Below are 16,382 nucleotides of genomic sequence, written 5' to 3' on the forward strand. Positions count from 1 at the left end.
GGGGGGGGCGGCGGGGGTCCACGCGCGCCGGCGTGCACATTCCAGCGTCCACGTTTTCCCCCCCCATGGGGGCTCCCCGCCACGTTCCGCGCCGCCGCACGCCCCCTTGCGCACGGGAACCGATCAGTTGTCCCGGACGTGTTCATGGGTGGGGAGATCGGTCCGCTTCGGGGATTGGTCCGCCGATCGGCTTGATCGGCGGCTCAGGCCTTGATCGAATGCGTGTGACTACCATCCGTGGACCGGTGCAGGATCCAGGCGTTCCTGGTGTGGATGTCGGTCCCTGCGGCCATACTTCTGGCCGGGCACCAGTCCTCCGATCGGCCGGGGGCCGGGCCACCGTCAGTGACCGAGGGGGAGGTCAAGTGACATACCCGCCGAATGTACGCACGGCGCCGGAACACGGGCGGGCTCAGCCGCCCGTGCCCGCGACCGTACCCGCTCCGCCGCAGCGCGGTGCCTGGTCCGCGACGGCGGACCGGCTGCGGGCCGCGGCGACGACCGAACCGGGCAGGCTCCAGATCATCGGGGCCGTACTGGCCCTGCTCGTCGTGGCGTTCGGAGCCGTGACGGCTTTCGAGATCGCCGACCGGGCGGCTGCGGCCGACGACGTGGTGAGCCGCAGCCAGCCGCTGAGCGCCGACGCGGCGGACATCTACCGCTCGCTGGCCGATGCCGACACCGCGGCGGCCAGCGGCTTCCTGGCCGGGGCGCAGGAGCCGCGCGATGTCCACGACCGGTACGACAAGGACATCGAAGAGGCATCCCGGCTGCTGGTGAAGGCCGCGGCCAACACGGACGCGTCGACGAGCTCCGGGCACGAGATCACCACGCTCAACGAGGAGCTTCCCCGCTACGCGGGGCTGATCGAGCGGGCCCGTGCCAACAACCGGCAGGGCCTGCCGCTGGGCGGCGCCTATCTCCGGTACGCGAACCAGAAGATGACCAACGTACTGCTGCCGGCCGCCGAGCGGCTGTACACGGCGGAGACCGGGCGGCTCGACCGGGACAACGACTCGGCCAGGGCCTGGCCGTTCCTCTCGCTCGGGCTCGGTGTCGTGGCACTGGCCGCACTGTTCTGGGCGCAGCGGCGCAACTACCGCAGGACGAACCGGGTCTTCAACCACGGGCTGCTCGTCGCGACCGCCGCGTCCACCGTGGTGCTGCTGTGGCTGGCCGTGGGGCACACGGTGGCGCGGTCCGAACTGCTGGACGCCGATGTGCATGGGCAGCAGTCCCTCGATGTCCTCAATCATGCGCGGATCGACTCACTGAAGGCGCGCGCCAATGAGAACCTCACTCTTGTCGCCCGCGGCGCGGTACTCACCCCGGACGGCAAGAACGACAAGTACGAGACCGACTACAACACGGGCATGAAAGCCCTCGGTGCAGAGCTGGGGGAAGCCAGGAAGCTCGCCGACGACTCCCAGGGGAGCGGGCCGGTGGCGAACGCCATCAACGGTGTCTCCGAGTGGCAGGGCCGCCACCGGACCGCCCGCACGACCGACGACAACGGCGACTACGAGGGCGCGCTGAAGCAGATCATCGGGCCGAAGAACTCGACGGGTGAGTCCTTCAACCGGGTGGACGAGGCGCTGAAGCAGGCGCTCGCCCATGAACAGGGCGAGTTCACCCGGGCCGCGAAGGACGGGCGCGGGGCGCTGGGCGGGTTGCCCATCGGGGCCGCCGCGCTCGCCGCGCTGGGTGCCCTCGCCGCGATCGTCGGGGTCAACCGCAGGCTCTCGGAGTACCGGTGAGAGGGGGAGCGATGACCAGGAAGCGCACGGGTGTGAGGGCCCGTGCCGAGTTTCCCGCCGGATCAGGGAGCGGGGTCTGGGGCCTTCGAATCCAAGGCGGAGGAAGGAGTCGACGCGGAGCGTCGGTGACTGACGACAACGCCGGAGGCGGAGGTTCCAGGCCCCGCGAGCCCGGTGGGAAACTCGGCACGGGCCCTGGGTCCATCCGCGGCAGGCTGCGCGGCTGGGGCGGAGTGACGGGCATGGCCGTGGCCTGCGCGGTGACGGCCTCGCTCACCCTGCTGCCGCTCTCCCGCGGCGGCGCCGGCACCTTCGGCGGGGACGCTTCGGGGCCGGGTACGGCGCAGGCGGTCCAGGCCCGGGCCGACGACTGCACGGACCCGGAGGCCAGCCTGCCGCCGTCGAGCGCCGACGGCCCGGGCATCGCGAAGATCAGAGCGCGCGGAAAGCTGATCGCGGGTGTCGACCAGAACAGCTTCCGCTGGGGATACCGCAATCCGGAGACGGGCAAGCTCGAAGGCTTCGACATCGATCTGGTGCGGGCCATCGCCAAGGACATCCTGGGCGATCCCGACGCGGTGATCTTCCGGGCCATCCCCACCAACCAGCGGATCGCCGCCCTGGAGAACGACAAGGTCGATGTCGTCGTCCGGACGATGACGATCAACTGCAGCCGGCTGGACCAGGTCTCGTTCTCCACGGCCTACTTCCAGGCCGGGCAGCAGGTCCTCGCGCCGAAGGACTCGCCGATCACCGGGTTCGACAAGTCCCTGGCCGGCAAGCGGATCTGCACCGCCGAGGGTTCCACCGCGTACGAGGCGCTGGAGAAACAGTCGTTCGGCTCGGCCTTCAAGGACGAGCACGACGGCACCGAGGCGGACGAGGACCGGCTCACCGTCCCCAACCAGTTGGACTGCCTGGTGCGGCTGCAGTTGGGCGAGGTCGACGCGGTGGTCACGGACAACGCGCTGGCGGCCGGCCAGGCCGCCCAGGACCCGGCGGTCGAGCTCAAGGGCGACAAGCCGTTCACCACCGAGTACTACGGCGTGGCGACGAAACGCGGTGCGAACGACCTGGTGGCCCGGGTCAACCAGGTGTTGGTCGACTACCGCAAGGGTGGTGCGGACAGCCCCTGGATGGTGTCGTACCGGAAGTGGCTGGAGGCCGGTCTGCCGGGGATATCGGCGCCGCCGGCCCCCAAGTACCGGAGCAACTGACGCCGGGCCGGCCAGGTGGGCGCGACGGCGCGGACCCGGCCGGAGAGACAGTGGCACTGATCCTGCCGGGACCCGTCCCGGCAGGAAGAGCGGAGAGGTGATCGATGGGCGTCGCGGGCCCCTTCCCCGGCCATGCGGCCGTGCCCCCCGTCCCGGTCATGGACCGGGACGAGGCGGACCGTGCGCTGGCCCGGCTCGGCGCGGAGCACGAGGCGATCGAGACCTCGCTCCTCGCCCTGCAGGACCACGCGGGCCGCCGGCTCCTGGAGGGCGCCGATCTGACCGGCGTCACCAAGGAACGCTGGGCCTCCACCGAGCAGTCGATCACGCTGCTGTGGGGGTACTTCGACGCCTACGCGGGGGCGCTGACCGAGGCACGCGCGGTGCGGGCCCGCCGGCGCCACCCCAACCGGGACGACCTGGTGGCCCTCACCGAACTGCTGCGCGGCCAGGGTGTCACCGTGGCGCATGCGGCCGGCCGCCCCGATCCGTCGGTCACGGGCCCGGCCAAGCTCTCCGAGCGGTTCACGCTGGAGCAGCTGGTCGCCCGGATGAACGACCTGTACGCCCGCTCGCTGGACATGGTCGTCGCCTCCGACTCCGTATGGTCCGCGCTGCCCGCCCGGATAGATCTCCTCGCCGCCGAGCTGCACCGCACCCGCTCGCTGGCGCACTCCGTCGGCGTACGGCCCGGAGAGCACCCGGCGGGCGACGACCTGGAGGCGATCACCCATGAACTGACCACGCTGCGGGTCCAGGTGATCTCCGACCCGCTCGCGTTCTGGCTGTCGGGCCCCGGAAGCTCGGCGCCCGGCGGCGGACGCCCCGACACCACGCGCTACGACCGGGCGGCCCGCGCCCTGGACGATGTACGCCGCGAGATCGAGGCGGTGCTCGCGGTCCGGCAGGACGCCGAGCAGCGTCTGGTCCACCTGCGTGATGTCCTCTCCCGCGCGGACCGCACCCTGACCGAGGCCCGGTCTGCGCGCGGCGAAGTGCTGGCGAAGATCGCCGCCTCGGAGGTGCCCGCGGTCAGCGGCCCGGCGACCGCGCTCCAGGAGCGGCTGGCCGCCGCTTCGGAGTACCGCAGGCATGCCCAGTGGCACCGGCTCTCCCCGCTCCTGGAGACGCTGGAGCGGGAGGCCGAGGAGGAATTGCTGCGGGCCCGGGAGTCGCTGACCGCGGTCACGGCCCCGCTGGCCGTACGGGCGGAGCTGCGCGGCAGGCTCGACGCGTACAAGGCGAAGGTCGCCCGGCACGGGATGGCCGAGGACCCGCTGCTGATCGAGCGGTACGACGCGGCACGCCGGATGCTGTGGAGCGCGCCGTGCGATCTGCGGGTCGCCGCGCAGGCAGTACTGCGCTATCAGGAGGCGGCGGCCGAACTGCTGTCCCAGCGCCGGACCTCGGGACCGGAGGACCGGCGATGAGTACAGGCATGTGCAAGGTGGAAGGGCCGCCGCGGCGGCGGGGCGAACAGGGGGACGGACCATGAGTACGCAGTGCCAGCGCCCCGCGTGCGAGGGCAATTACGAGGACGTGGGCGGCGGTGAGCTGTACTGCGACACCTGCGGTCTGGCTCCGGTCGTGTCGCCGAACGGCATGGTGAGCTCGCCGCCCACCGGGATCGCGGGCGGCGGCGCGAGCAGCAGGGGCAGCCGGGGCAGCAACAGCAGTTCGCGGGCCTCGTCCCGGGCGTCCTCGCGGGCCTCGTCCCGCTCGTCGACCTCGCGGCGTTCCGTTTCGGGGCGGCTCTCGCGCTCGCTGTCCGGTGGCGCCACGTCCCGTTCGGTGTCGGTCCGTTCCTCCGGTTCGTCCACGGGCGCGTCGTCCGGCCGGGGGAGGCTGGGCGCGGGCCTGGTGCAGGTGCCGGACGTGCCGCGTCCCGACCCGCGCTCCGCGGTGATGGAGAACCCGGAGGTGCCGGAGCGGAAGCGCTTCTGTTCGCGTTCGGACTGCGGGGCCCCGGTGGGCCGGGCGCGCGGCGAACGGGCGGGCCGCACGGAGGGGTTCTGCACCAAGTGCGGCCACCCGTACTCCTTCGTGCCCAAGCTCCACGAGGGCGACATCGTGCACGGCCAGTACGAGGTCGTGGGCTGTCTGGCGCACGGCGGGCTCGGCTGGGTCTATCTCGCGGTCGACCGTGCGGTGTCCGACCGCTGGGTGGTCCTCAAGGGGCTGCTCGACACGGGTGACCAGGACGCCATGGCGGCCGCCATCTCGGAGCGCCGCTTCCTCGCCGAGATCGAGCACTCCAACATCGTCCGGATCTACAACTTCGTCGAGCATCTCGACCAGCGCACCGGCTCGCTCGACGGCTACATCGTGATGGAGTACGTCGGCGGCAAGGCGCTCAAGGAGATCGCGAACGAGCGCCGTACCCCGGCCGGGAAGCGCGATCCGCTGCCGGTCGAGCAGGCGTGCGCGTATGGCATCGAGGCGCTGGAGGCGCTCGGCCATCTGCACAGCCGCAACCTGCTGTACTGCGATTTCAAGGTCGACAACGCGATCCAGACCGAGGACCAGCTGAAGCTGATCGACATGGGCGCGGTGCGCAGAATGGACGACGAAGAGTCGGCCATCTACGGCACGGTGGGGTATCAGGCGCCGGAGGTCGCGGAGGTCGGTCCTTCGGTCGCCTCCGATCTGTACACGGTCGCGCGGACGCTCGCGGTGCTCACCTTCGACTTCCAGGGCTACACCAACGTCTTCGTGGACTCGCTGCCGGACCCGGACAACATCGAGGTGTTCCGGACCTATGAGTCGTTCTACCGGCTGCTGGTGCGGGCCACCGACCCTGATCCGGCGCGGCGGTTCGCCTCTTCGGCGGAGATGGCGGAGCAGCTGACGGGTGTGCTGCGCGAGGTGGTGTCGCTGCAGACGGGGCGGCCGAGGCCTGCGCTGTCGACACTGTTCGGTACGGAAGTACGGGTCACGGACACGCAGTTGTTCGCCGAGCTGACGGACGATGTGTCGCGGCTGGGGGCACGGGCTGTCGCTCCGGCGTCGTCAGGGCGCTTCGGGCGTCGGCGGAACGGGGCGGTGGCCGGTGCGCCCCCGGGCACAGCCACCGCGTTGCCCGCGGGTGCTCCGCCCGCAGCCGGGTACGCCGCGGCGGGTGCCGGTCCGCTGACCGCGCCGCCCGCCTACATACAGGCGGGCAACGCGGCGGGCCGGAGCGGCGCGGCCTTGTCGTACGCGCAGGCCCAGGCCGCGATTCCGGCCCCCCGTGTCCCGGCCGCCGATCCCGGTGCGCCATCGGGCCCGTACGTCCCGAACAGCCCCCGGCTGGCCGGGCTCGACGCACAGGCCACCTCGCTCGCGCTGCCCGTACCCCGGGTCGACGCGAGCGACCCCAACGCGGGCTTCCTCGCCGGACTGATGGCCACCGCCCCCGCCGAACTGATTGCCGCATTGAACGCCGTACCCGCGGCCTCGCTGGAGACCCGGCTGCGTGAGCTGCGTGCCCGTCTGGAGATGCACGAACCCGGCGCCGCGGGGCAGACCCTGACGGCGCTGGAGGGCCAGTACGCGGACGACTGGCGGGTCGTCTGGTACCGCGGCATCACCTCTCTGGTGACCGGTGACTACGAGAACGCGGCGCTCTCCTTCGACGCGGTGTACGACGCGTTCCCCGGCGAGCCGGCGCCCAAGCTGGCGCTGGGGATCTGCGCGGAGGTCCTGGGCCAGCTGGACAACGCCGCCGAGTACTACCGCCTGGTGTGGACGACCGACCCGAGCTTCGTCAGCGCCGCGTTCGGCCTGGCCCGGGTGCAGATCGCCGCCGGGGACCGGGCCGGGGCCGTGACGACGCTGGAGTCCGTGCCGGAGGCGTCGATCCACTACACGGCGGCCAGGGTCGCCGCGGTACGGGCGCGGCTGCGTGAACGGTCACCGGACGAGCCGCTGATCGCCGATCTGACGGCCGCCGCCGACCAGGTCTCGGGGCTGGCCGGTTTCGGTCTGGACGCGGTGCGCCGCGAGCAGTTGTCGACAGAGGTACTGGGGACTGCGCTCGACTGGGTACTCTCCGGTAGTCCAGCGGCTCTGCCCCCGGCCCCGCAGCCGCACGCGCCTGCCGGGTCGCCCGGGCCGAGAACGCTGCTCGGCAGTGAGTTGGACGAGCGCGGCCTGCGTTTCGGGCTGGAGCGTTCGTACCGGATGCTCGCCCGGCTTGCAGAGCCCGGCGACGAGAGGATCGAACTGGTGGAGCGGGCCAACCGTTTCCGCCCCCGGACGTGGGTGTGAAAATGTCGCAGAAGCCCCAGGAGACGGCCTTGTCGAGGTGCCCCGGCTGCGAGGAGCCGCTGGAGCCGGGGGACCTGTTCTGCGGTGCGTGCGGGTACGACCTGTCGGCCGTGCCCGAACCGCCGCAGGACCACCCGACGATCGCCATGGCCGTGCCGGCGGAGAACGGCGCGGAGAACGCCGCCCGCACTCCGGCGGCCCGCCCGACGGCGGTCCGGTTCGATGAGCCGGGCGGATCGGGTGATTTCGAGCTGGCCGCGCCCGGGGCCGCACCTGGGGCCGCGCCCGCATCCACGCCCTCCGCCGATGCGTCTGCGCCCGCACCCGACCCTCGGACCCCTGCCGCGGAGCTGCCCTCCACGCCACCGGCCGGCACCAAACTGTGTGTGGCCTGTCGCGCCGGCCGTGTCGACAACGACGGCTACTGCGAGAACTGCGGTCACGCCCAGCCGCGCGAGCGCGACCACATGGAGCAGGAGCTCGGTTCGGTGGCCGCCGTCAGCGACCGGGGCCTGCGCCACCACCGCAACGAGGACTCGTTCGCGGTGTCGACCACCGCCCTGCCCGACGGTTCACCGGCCGTCGTCGCGATCGTCTGTGACGGCGTCTCATCGGCGAGCCGCCCCGACGAGGCGTCGGCGGCCGCCGCGAGCGCCGCCAACGAAGCGCTTCTGGAGTCACTGCCGCGCGGCACCCATCCGCAACAGGCGATGCACGAGGCGATCGTCGCAGCCTCGGAGTCGGTCAACTCCCTGGCCGAGGAGCCCGGCCAGGCCATGGAGCACGACCCGCACCGCCACCAGAACGCCCCGGCGTGCACCCTGGTCGGCGCGGTGATGGCGGGCGGTCTGCTGGTCGTCGGCTGGGTCGGCGACAGCCGCGTCTACTGGGTGCCGGACGACCGCACCAACCCGCCCGCCCGGCTGACCGAGGACGACTCCTGGGCCGCGCAGATGGTGGCGGCGGGCCTGATGAACGAGGCCGAGGCGTACGCGGACGAGCGCGCCCACGCCATCACGGGGTGGCTCGGCGCCGACGCGTACGAACTGGAGCCGCACACCGCGTCCTTCAAGCCGGACCGGTCCGGTCTCGTGGTGGTGTGCACGGACGGCCTGTGGAACTACGCGGAGTCGGCGGCCGAGATGGCCGCGGCGGTACCGGCCGATGCCCAGCTGCGGCCGCTGCACGGCGCCCAGGTGCTGGTGGGTCATGCACTCGACGGTGGGGGCCACGACAACGTAACAGTGGCTCTGCTGCCGTTCGCGGTACCGCCTCTGGGGGCAGGATCGGCCTGCGGCAACACATGAGTCCCGTTCCGTAACGCTTGATTCCGTTTCTGTCCGCCCACTCCACCTCTGACGCCCCCGTCCGCGTTCACCCGTGCTCGCCCGCTTTCACCCGCATTTCTGCCCCTCACAGCTGTCTTCATCTGACACCTGGAGCCTCAAGGAGCCGATCAGATGGCCAACTTCTCCAAGTCGAACGTGCCGCAGTTCTCCGTCGAGGTGTACCAGAACGAATATCTGCCGGAGGGCGGTCGTGAGGTCAACGCGATCGTCACGGTCACCTCGACCGGAGGCGGCACCACCGGCGGCGTCCCGCTGTCCGGTGCGGCCGCAACGCCCACGCACGTACCGGGGCAGGCGCCGAAGGCCGCCGTGGTGATCATGGTCGACTGCTCCGGTTCGATGGACTATCCGCCGACGAAGATGCGCAACGCCCGCGATGCGACGGCCGCGGCCATCGACACCCTGCGCGACGGCACCTCGTTCGCCGTGGTCGGCGGTACGCACGTCGCCAAGGAGGTCTACCCGGGCAACGGGAGGCTCGCCGTCGCCGATGCGCGGACCAAGGCCCAGGCGAAGGAGGCCCTGCGTGTGCTCAGCGCCGGTGGCGGTACGGCGATCGGCACCTGGCTTCGGCTGACGGACCGGCTGCTCGGCGCCGCCGATGTGGAGATCCGGCACGGCATCCTCCTCACCGACGGCCGCAACGAGCACGAGGCTCCGGAGGATCTGCGGGCCGCACTCGAATCCTGCGCGGGCCGCTTCACCTGTGACGCCCGTGGTGTCGGCACCGACTGGGAGGTGAAAGAGGTCACAGCCATAGCCTCCGCGCTGCTCGGCACGGCCGACATCGTCGCCGACCCGGCGGGGCTGGCCGCGGACTTCACGCAGATGATGGAGAACGCGATGGGCAAGGAGGTCGCGGATGTCGCGCTGCGGCTCTGGACGCCCGTCGGGGTCGAGATCAAGTTTGTGAAGCAGGTCGCACCGACGGTCGTCGATCTGACCGGCCGCCGCACCGAGGCGGGCCCCCGCGCCGGGGACTATCCCACGGGTTCCTGGGGAGACGAGTCCCGCGACTACCACGTGTGCGTACAGGTGCCGGAGGCCGGCATCGGGCAGGAGATGCTGGCGTCCAGGGTCTCGCTGCTCCTCCCCGACCCGGCGGGCGGGTCCCCGCAGACCCTTTCGCAGGGCCTGGTACGGGCGGTGTGGACGGAGGACATGGTGGCGTCCACCTCGATCAACCCGCAGGTCGCGCACTACACGGGCCAGGCGGAATTGGCACAAGTCATCCAGCAGGGGCTCGATGCCCGCAAGTCGGGAGACTTCGACGGCGCGACGGCAAAACTGGGCCGCGCCGTGCAGCTCGCATCGGCGTCCGGGAACGAGGACACTGCGAAATTGCTTTCGAAGGTGGTGGACGTCGTCGATGCCGCGACCGGTACTGTGCGACTGAAGGCGAAGGTCGCGGAAGCCGACTCGATGACACTCGAAACACGCTCGACCAAGACCGTTCGCGTCAAGAAATAACCACACAGCCGCACAGTCGAGCCGCCCGGCCGGAGCGATCCGCCGGGTGGCGAAGAGCAAGAAAAAATGACGGCCCCCAGGGCCGGACGAGGAGAGGGGGAAGCGCCGACATGCCGACCTGCCCGAACGGACACCAGTCGGGTTCCGATGACTGGTGCGAGGTCTGCGGCCATCGCATGGCCGGGGCGGGCGCGCCTGCGGGTGCAGTCCCCCCGCCGCCTCCCCCGCCGCCCGCTCCCGGTTACGGCTACCCGCAGGGCCCCGATGCGACCCAGCAGGCCGAGCTCTGCCCGCAGTGCCGCACACCGCGTGAGGCCATGGCGCCGTTCTGCGAGGAGTGCCGCTGGAACTTCCTCACGAACACCGCGACGTCGTACACACCGCTGGCGCCGCCCCACAGCGTTCCCGGCCCTCCGCCCGGTCTCAACCTGCCGCCCGGCTTCCAGGCACAGCAGCCGCCGGGCCCTCAGCAGCAGCGTGATCCTTTCGAGTACCAGGGCTCACGGCCCTCGCAGGTGAACCGCCCGGCCGAACCGCTCTCCCCCGAGCAGGGAAGCCGGCCCGGGCCCCCGGCGCCGGGTCCGCAGTCGCCGGGTCCGCATTCGCCGCAGCCGCCGCATCCGTTCCAGCAGCAGGGACCGCCGCCTCCGCCGTCCTTCCAGCAGCAGACCGCGCCGCCCCCGCCGTTCCAGCAGGCCCCGCCGCCACCGTTCCAGCAGCAGTCGGCGCCACCCGCGTTCGAGCGGCCCGGTCCGCCCGCCCCGCAGGCCCCGCAGCCGCCGGCCCCGCCGCAGGGGCCGCAGTCCGGCGATGACGACGACTGGATGCTGTCGCCGCCGTCCCGGACGCAGGCCCCGCCGCCGCCGGCCCCGGTGCAGCAGCCGCCGTTCCCGGGTCAGAACCAGAACCAGCCGCCCGCGACCTGGACCGCGGTCATCGCCCCGGACCGTGAGTACTTCCTGGCGATGATGCAGCGCAGCGGTCCGGATGCGACCGGGCTCAACCTGCCCGCGTACTCCCCGGAACAGCAGCTTGCGCTGACCGGCAACCAGATCACCATCGGTCGCCGCAGGCACAGCACCGGCGAGTCCCCCGACATCGACCTGTCCGTGCCGCCGGAGGATCCGGGCGTCTCGCACCAGCACGCGGTGCTGGTGCAGCAGCCCGACGGCAGCTGGGCCGTGGTCGACCAGAACTCCACCAACGGCACCACGCTCAACGGCGCCGAGGACCCGATCCAGCCCTATGTCCCCGTCCCGCTCCAGGACGGCGACCGGGTGCACGTCGGGGCGTGGACGACGATCACGGTCCGCCGGGGCTGACCCGCGCTACCCGCTGGGCAGTGGCCAGGCGTACGGCCCCTCGGGGTCGTCCAGCCAGGCCCACTGCCGCCCGTCCCGGACCGTGATGCCGAACCTCTCCCGTTCGGGGCGCCGCTCGCGCTGCCAGAGGGAGAGGGCCTCGCGCGGGTCGAGGGTGGCCTCGGTCAGCGTCAGCAGGAACTGGAAGAGTTCGTTCTCGCTGACGCGCCTCGGCAGTGCGCGGGTGTGCGGACGCCGCACGGGCCGCAACGGTGTACCGCGCAGCGGTACGAAGTACGCGGGCGTGTGCAGGAACCGGCCCTCGGCGTACTTCCCGTGCGTCCCTTCCCGCACCCGCAGCGCGATCAGTCCGGTGGCGAACGGCGCCAGTATCCGTGCGCCAGGCGTGCACTGGTCCAGCCAGGCCTGCGGTACGCACGGCAGGGTGCAGGTTGCGATGATCCGGTCGTACGGGCCGCGCGGGGGCCAGCCCCGTGCCCCGTCCCCGGTGATCACCGCCGGGCGGTATCCGGCCGCCGCCAGATGCCGGCGGGCCGACTCGGTGATCTCCGGGTCGAGGTCGACGGTGGTCACGGCGTCGTCACCGAGCCGGTGCGCGAGCAGCGCCGCGTTGTAGCCGCTGCCCGCGCCGATCTCCAGGACCCGCTGTCCTTCCCGTACGTCCAGCTCTTCGAGCATCCGGGCCATCAGCGAGGGCTGGCTGCTCGACGAGATCAGCTCACCGTCCCGTATCCGGGTCGCCAGCGCCCCGTCCGCATACGCCCCGCGCAGCCACTGGGCCCGCCTGACCGGGTCGGGGTCCTCGCACCACAGGCGGTCGAATCCACCGCCCACGAAGTAGTACGGCACGAACAGATGCCGCGGCACCTCCTCGAACGCGGCCAGCCATTGCGGGTCACCCAGCGCCCCGCCGGCCACGATCCCGCGCACCATGGCCCATCGCTCCACGGCGGCGGCCGCGGCGAACCGATCCGGGTACGCGTCGTCCATACCTCCACCTTCCTGCGCCCAGGGCCCCGGGGCCAGGAACCGGGCCGGGGCAGGTCCTGCCGTGCCAGGCGTCGTGCGGCGAGTCGGCAGTTCGACTGCAGGACCTAGGACCCCGGTCCTCGGCCGGTGCGTCTGCGACGATGGACGGGTGACAGAGATTCCGCGCGACACGCTGCAGGAGCAGACCTTCTACGAACAGGTCGGCGGCGAGGAGACCTTCCGGCGCCTGGTGCACCGCTTCTACCAGGGAGTCGCCGAGGACCCGCTGCTCCGGCCGATGTATCCGGAGGAGGATCTGGGTCCGGCCGAGGTGCGGTTCAGGCTGTTCCTGATGCAGTACTGGGGTGGGCCCCGCATCTACAGTGAGCAGCGCGGACATCCCCGGCTGCGGATGCGGCACGTTCCGTTCCGGGTGGACCGGGCGGCGCACGACGCGTGGCTGAGCCATATGCGGGTCGCCCTCGACGAGCTCGGACTGGCGCCGGAGCACGAGCGGCAGCTGTGGGACTACCTCACCTATGCCGCCGCCTCGATGGTGAACACCGAGGGCTGAACACACGTCCCTGTCCCCCTTCCACAGGTGCGGAATGCTTTCCTCCGTTTCCGATTAACGGTCACGATCCCATCAAGTTGTCCGCATAAGCGGTTTCCAACAGCACGTACGTCCTGAAAGCATCCATACGACGCCGGGGGGCGTGAGTGCGGTGAGGGCCCAAGGGGGCACGTGTGACGGGGTTCCTCTTTCTTCGGGTGAGGGCCCATCGGCTCCTGCTCACCGCCGCTGTACTCGCCGTCCTGCTCACCACCTCGGTACTGGCCGCGCTCACCGCCTTCTCCGGCTCCATCGGCGACGCGGCGCTGCGTCACTCCCTCACCCATCGGTCGGCGGCCGCCGCCTCCCTCGTCATGTCCGCCCAAGTGGCGCCCGCGCAGCGGGACGCGGCCGACGTGACCGCCCGGAGAACCGCCCGCGACACCTTCGACGGCCTACCCGTGACCGTCCGGACGCTGGAGAAGTCGGGAACGTACGCGCTGCCGCGCGGTCTGCGGGCTCCGGACGTCCGGGGCGGCGACCCGGATCTCACCCACTTCGCCTCGCTCGACCGCAGCCGTATCCGACTCACCGCGGGTCGCATGCCGACGGCCGGGAGCGGGAAGGCCGGTGATCCCGTCCAGGTCGCCCTGCCCGGCACCGCCGCCCGGGACCTGAAGCTGCGGCCCGGCTCACGGCTCACCCTCACGGACCGGCTGGACGACAAGCCGCTGCGCGTCCTGGTCACCGGGGTCTACGAGGCTTCCGACCAGGCCGACCCGTACTGGCAGTTGGACGAGCTCGGCGGACGCGGTATCCGCAAGATCTCTTTCACGACGTACGGTCCGCTGCTCACCGACCCTGCCGTGACCGGTTCCGGACGGGTCAGCTCCGGCGGGATGTCCTGGCTGGCAACCGCCGATTTCCGCACGGCCACCACGGACCGGATGGACGCGCTGCACAGTGCTGCCACGGCTGCTCCGAAGAAGCTGCAGACCGCCCCCGAGTTCAGGACCGGGGCCACCGCGCAGACCTCGCTCCCCCAGGTGCTGGAGCAGATCGACCGGGCGCTGCTGGTCTCCCGCTCGACGCTGATGATCGTGGCCGTCCAGCTGATGATGCTCGCCGGTTACGCACTGCTGCTGGTGGCCCGGCTGCTGAGCAGTGAGCGCGACGGCGAGACCCGCCTGCTGCGGGCCCGGGGCGGATCGCGTGGCCGCATCACCGCGCTCGCCGCGGTCGAAGCGCTGCTGCTCGCACTGCCCGCCGCGCTCCTCGCCCCGCTGCTCTCCGGGCCGTTGACCCGGCTGCTCGCGGACCGCGGCGCGCTGTCCCGGATCGGGCTGCGGCTCGACGCGGGCACCACAGCCACCGTATGGCTGGTCGCCGCCGTCGCCGCGCTCACCTGCGCGCTGGCTGTTGTGGCGCCCGCGCTGGCTGCCGGTGCCGGGGACCGTCGTGCCGGCCGTGCCACGGCGCTGCCCGCGCCGCTCCGGGCGGGTGCCGACATCGGCCTGCTGGTGATCGCGGCGGTGGCGTACTGGCAGCTGGATCGCCGGACCACGGGTTCCGGCGGCGGTGCGCTGAGCGGGGACCGGCAGGGGGAACTCGGTGTCGATCCGCTGCTGGTCGCGGCTCCCGCGCTGTTGCTGCTCGCGGGAACCGTACTGACGCTGCGGCTGCTGCCGCCCGCGGCCGGGCTCGCGGAACGCGCTGCGGCGGGCGGCCGGGGGCTGATCGCGGCCCTGGCCGGCTGGCAGTTCAGCCGACGCCCGCTGCGTCATGCCGGACCGGTGCTGCTGCTGGTCCTTGCGGTGGCGATGGGCATGCTGGCCATCGGGCAGCGCGCGTCCTGGGACCGTTCGCAGGGCGACCAGGCGGACTTCAGGGCCGGTGCGTCGGTGCGCGTGCTGACCGGTGCCGACGACGATCCGGCGAAGTCGGGCCGGTACGCGCGGCTGCCGGGGGTACGGGACGCCGCGCCTGCGTACCGCGCGACCACGGAACTCTCGGGCGACCGCACCGCCTCGGTCCTCGCCCTGGACACCGCGCACGCCACCGAGCGGATGCTGATCCGCGACGACCTCGGCGACCGGCCGCGCGAGCAGCTGTTCGACCCGCTCGACCCGCCGAGGACCGCGCGGGCCGGGCTGGCGCTGCCAAAGAACAGCGAGCGGCTCCGGTTCGACGTACGGATCACGGCGGCCTGGGCACACGCGGGGAAGGGGGACGATCCGGTCCTCGCCGTGCTGCTGGAGGACCGCTACGGCCTGCCCTACCGGGTGCCGGCCGGAGCCGTGCCCGTGGACGGCAAGGCGCATCCGGTCGCCTTCGCGGTGGCGGCCGCGGGTGACCTCGCCGTGACCGGCTTCGAGCTGAACGGCAACCGGCCGACCGGCCCGGGTGAATCGCACCGCCTCGACGTCAGCGGCCTGCGGACCATGACTGCCGACGGCACCGAGCGGCCGGTCCCGGTCCCCGAGGGGTTCGGCTGGCACGCCGAGCTGACCGGCACCGGATCCGGTGGTGAGGCGCAGCCCGGCCGGGCGGTGGACACGACGGCCTCCGCGAAGAGCCCGCTCGCCTTCGGGTACGACACCGGCTCCGCCCCGAACATGTGGGAGTACACGCCCGCCTTCTCCGTACGGGTCACCGCGTCCCGCCCGAAGGCGCCGATGCCGAAGGCCGTCGTCACCGACGCGTATCTGAAGGCCGCCGGAGCGAAGAAGGGACAGAGTGTCGATGTCACGCTGGCCGGCGAGACGGTCCGGGTGAGGATCGTGGACGTGGTGCGCCGGCTGCCGACCACCGGCACCGGCGCGGACGACTCCGGTCCCGGGCGCGTCAAGGACCGCGACGGCGGGGCCCTGCTGCTCGACTTCAGGGCCGTCGGCCAGGTCTTCGCGCAGCGCCCCGGTGCCGTGCTCACCGCCAACGAGTGGTGGCTGAGCACGGCCCCCGGACAGGCCACGAAGGCCGCCGCCGCGCTGCGGGCGCAGCCCGACACCGATCCGGCACAGGTCCTGGTGCGGGACGAGATCGCGCGGGAGCTGGTCGGCGATCCGCTGGGCGCCGGGCCGCAGTCCGCGCTGCCCGCGGTGGCGGTGGTCGCCGCGGCCCTGGCCGCGGTCGGCTTCGCAGTGAGCGCGGTCGGCGCGCAGCGGGAAAGGGCCGCCGAATTCGCCGTGCTGCGGGCGCTGGGCACGCCGCGCCGACGGCTGACCAGGATGATCGCCGTCGAGCAGGGCGTGCTGATCGCCGTCGCGCTGCTGGTCGGGACCGTGCTCGGGGCCGTGCTGAACCGCGCCGTCGTACCGCTCGTCGTACTGACCGGACAGGCCACCGCGCCGGTGCCCGGGGTGCTGGTGCAATTGCCGGCTGGGCAAATCGCGGCGCTGCTCGCAGGCGTCGCCGCGCTGCCGCTGGTGATCGTCGTGTCCCTCGCTCTGCGCGGCGCCGACCCCGCGGCCTCGCTGCGTGTCCAGGGGGACAACTGA

10 protein-coding genes are annotated in these 16,382 nt (G+C 72.2%); 9 read left to right on the forward strand and 1 reads right to left on the reverse strand.

Translation table 11 applies throughout. The features are described 5' to 3' along the window. Positions 1-365 precede the first annotated feature (365 nt). From ACFVYE_RS28660 to ACFVYE_RS28690, 7 genes are all read left to right on the forward strand, one after another. The gene (locus ACFVYE_RS28660) at positions 366-1,757 is read left to right on the forward strand and encodes a hypothetical protein (RefSeq protein WP_383963472.1); all 1,392 of its coding nucleotides are present in this window, start codon (positions 366-368) and stop codon (positions 1,755-1,757) included. 242 nt (positions 1,758-1,999) lie between these two features. Beyond that, complete coding sequence (locus ACFVYE_RS28665) at positions 2,000-2,974, forward strand: glutamate ABC transporter substrate-binding protein (protein WP_389607675.1); 975 nt, start codon at positions 2,000-2,002, stop codon at positions 2,972-2,974. A 104-nt stretch (positions 2,975-3,078) separates the two neighbouring features. Further along, positions 3,079-4,404, forward strand: coding sequence for a hypothetical protein (locus tag ACFVYE_RS28670; protein WP_389607644.1), 1,326 nt, complete (start codon positions 3,079-3,081; stop codon positions 4,402-4,404). Positions 4,405-4,465: 61 nt separating this feature from the next. Beyond that, the gene (locus ACFVYE_RS28675; protein WP_389607645.1) at positions 4,466-7,222 is read left to right on the forward strand and encodes a tetratricopeptide repeat protein; all 2,757 of its coding nucleotides are present in this window, start codon (positions 4,466-4,468) and stop codon (positions 7,220-7,222) included. After that, complete coding sequence (locus ACFVYE_RS28680; protein ID WP_389607646.1) at positions 7,219-8,529, forward strand: protein phosphatase 2C domain-containing protein; 1,311 nt, start codon at positions 7,219-7,221, stop codon at positions 8,527-8,529. Before ACFVYE_RS28675 ends, ACFVYE_RS28680 begins: the two co-directional genes overlap by 4 nt. A gap of 153 nt (positions 8,530-8,682) precedes the next feature. After that, entirely contained in the window at positions 8,683-10,041 is a 1,359-nt protein-coding gene (locus ACFVYE_RS28685) for a VWA domain-containing protein (protein ID WP_389607647.1), read from the forward strand. A gap of 110 nt (positions 10,042-10,151) precedes the next feature. Beyond that, positions 10,152-11,363, forward strand: a complete 1,212-nt coding sequence (locus tag ACFVYE_RS28690; RefSeq protein WP_389607648.1) for an FHA domain-containing protein — start codon at positions 10,152-10,154, stop codon at positions 11,361-11,363. A gap of 6 nt (positions 11,364-11,369) precedes the next feature. On the opposite strand, the gene ACFVYE_RS28695 is transcribed toward ACFVYE_RS28690, so the two are convergent. Continuing rightward, positions 11,370-12,353, reverse strand: coding sequence for a methyltransferase domain-containing protein (locus tag ACFVYE_RS28695; RefSeq protein ID WP_383963454.1), 984 nt, complete (start codon positions 12,351-12,353; stop codon positions 11,370-11,372). A gap of 148 nt (positions 12,354-12,501) precedes the next feature. Between ACFVYE_RS28695 and ACFVYE_RS28700 the strand changes: the two genes are divergently transcribed. Both ACFVYE_RS28700 and ACFVYE_RS28705 read left to right on the forward strand, forming a co-directional pair. Continuing rightward, positions 12,502-12,906 carry a globin gene (locus tag ACFVYE_RS28700; RefSeq protein WP_383963451.1) on the forward strand — a complete coding sequence of 135 codons (405 nt, stop codon included), beginning with the start codon at positions 12,502-12,504 and terminating at the stop codon, positions 12,904-12,906. Positions 12,907-13,079: 173 nt separating this feature from the next. Continuing rightward, a complete protein-coding gene (locus ACFVYE_RS28705) occupies positions 13,080-16,382 on the forward strand; it encodes an FtsX-like permease family protein (protein ID WP_383963448.1) in 3,303 nt (1,100 codons plus the stop codon).

Source organism: Streptomyces sp. NPDC058239 (genome assembly GCF_042882185.1).
GTDB lineage: Bacteria > Actinomycetota > Actinomycetes > Streptomycetales > Streptomycetaceae > Streptomyces.

Coding starts and splice junctions, on each gene's coding strand:
- ACFVYE_RS28675 (WP_389607645.1), top strand. CDS start 4,466: ATGAGTACGCAGTGCCAGCGCCCCGCGTGCGAGGGCAATTACGAGGAC.
- ACFVYE_RS28690 (WP_389607648.1), top strand. CDS start 10,152: ATGCCGACCTGCCCGAACGGACACCAGTCGGGTTCCGATGACTGGTGC.
- ACFVYE_RS28685 (WP_389607647.1), top strand. CDS start 8,683: ATGGCCAACTTCTCCAAGTCGAACGTGCCGCAGTTCTCCGTCGAGGTG.
- ACFVYE_RS28665 (WP_389607675.1), top strand. CDS start 2,000: ATGGCCGTGGCCTGCGCGGTGACGGCCTCGCTCACCCTGCTGCCGCTC.
- ACFVYE_RS28670 (WP_389607644.1), top strand. CDS start 3,079: ATGGGCGTCGCGGGCCCCTTCCCCGGCCATGCGGCCGTGCCCCCCGTC.
- ACFVYE_RS28695 (WP_383963454.1), bottom strand. CDS start 12,353: ATGGACGACGCGTACCCGGATCGGTTCGCCGCGGCCGCCGCCGTGGAG.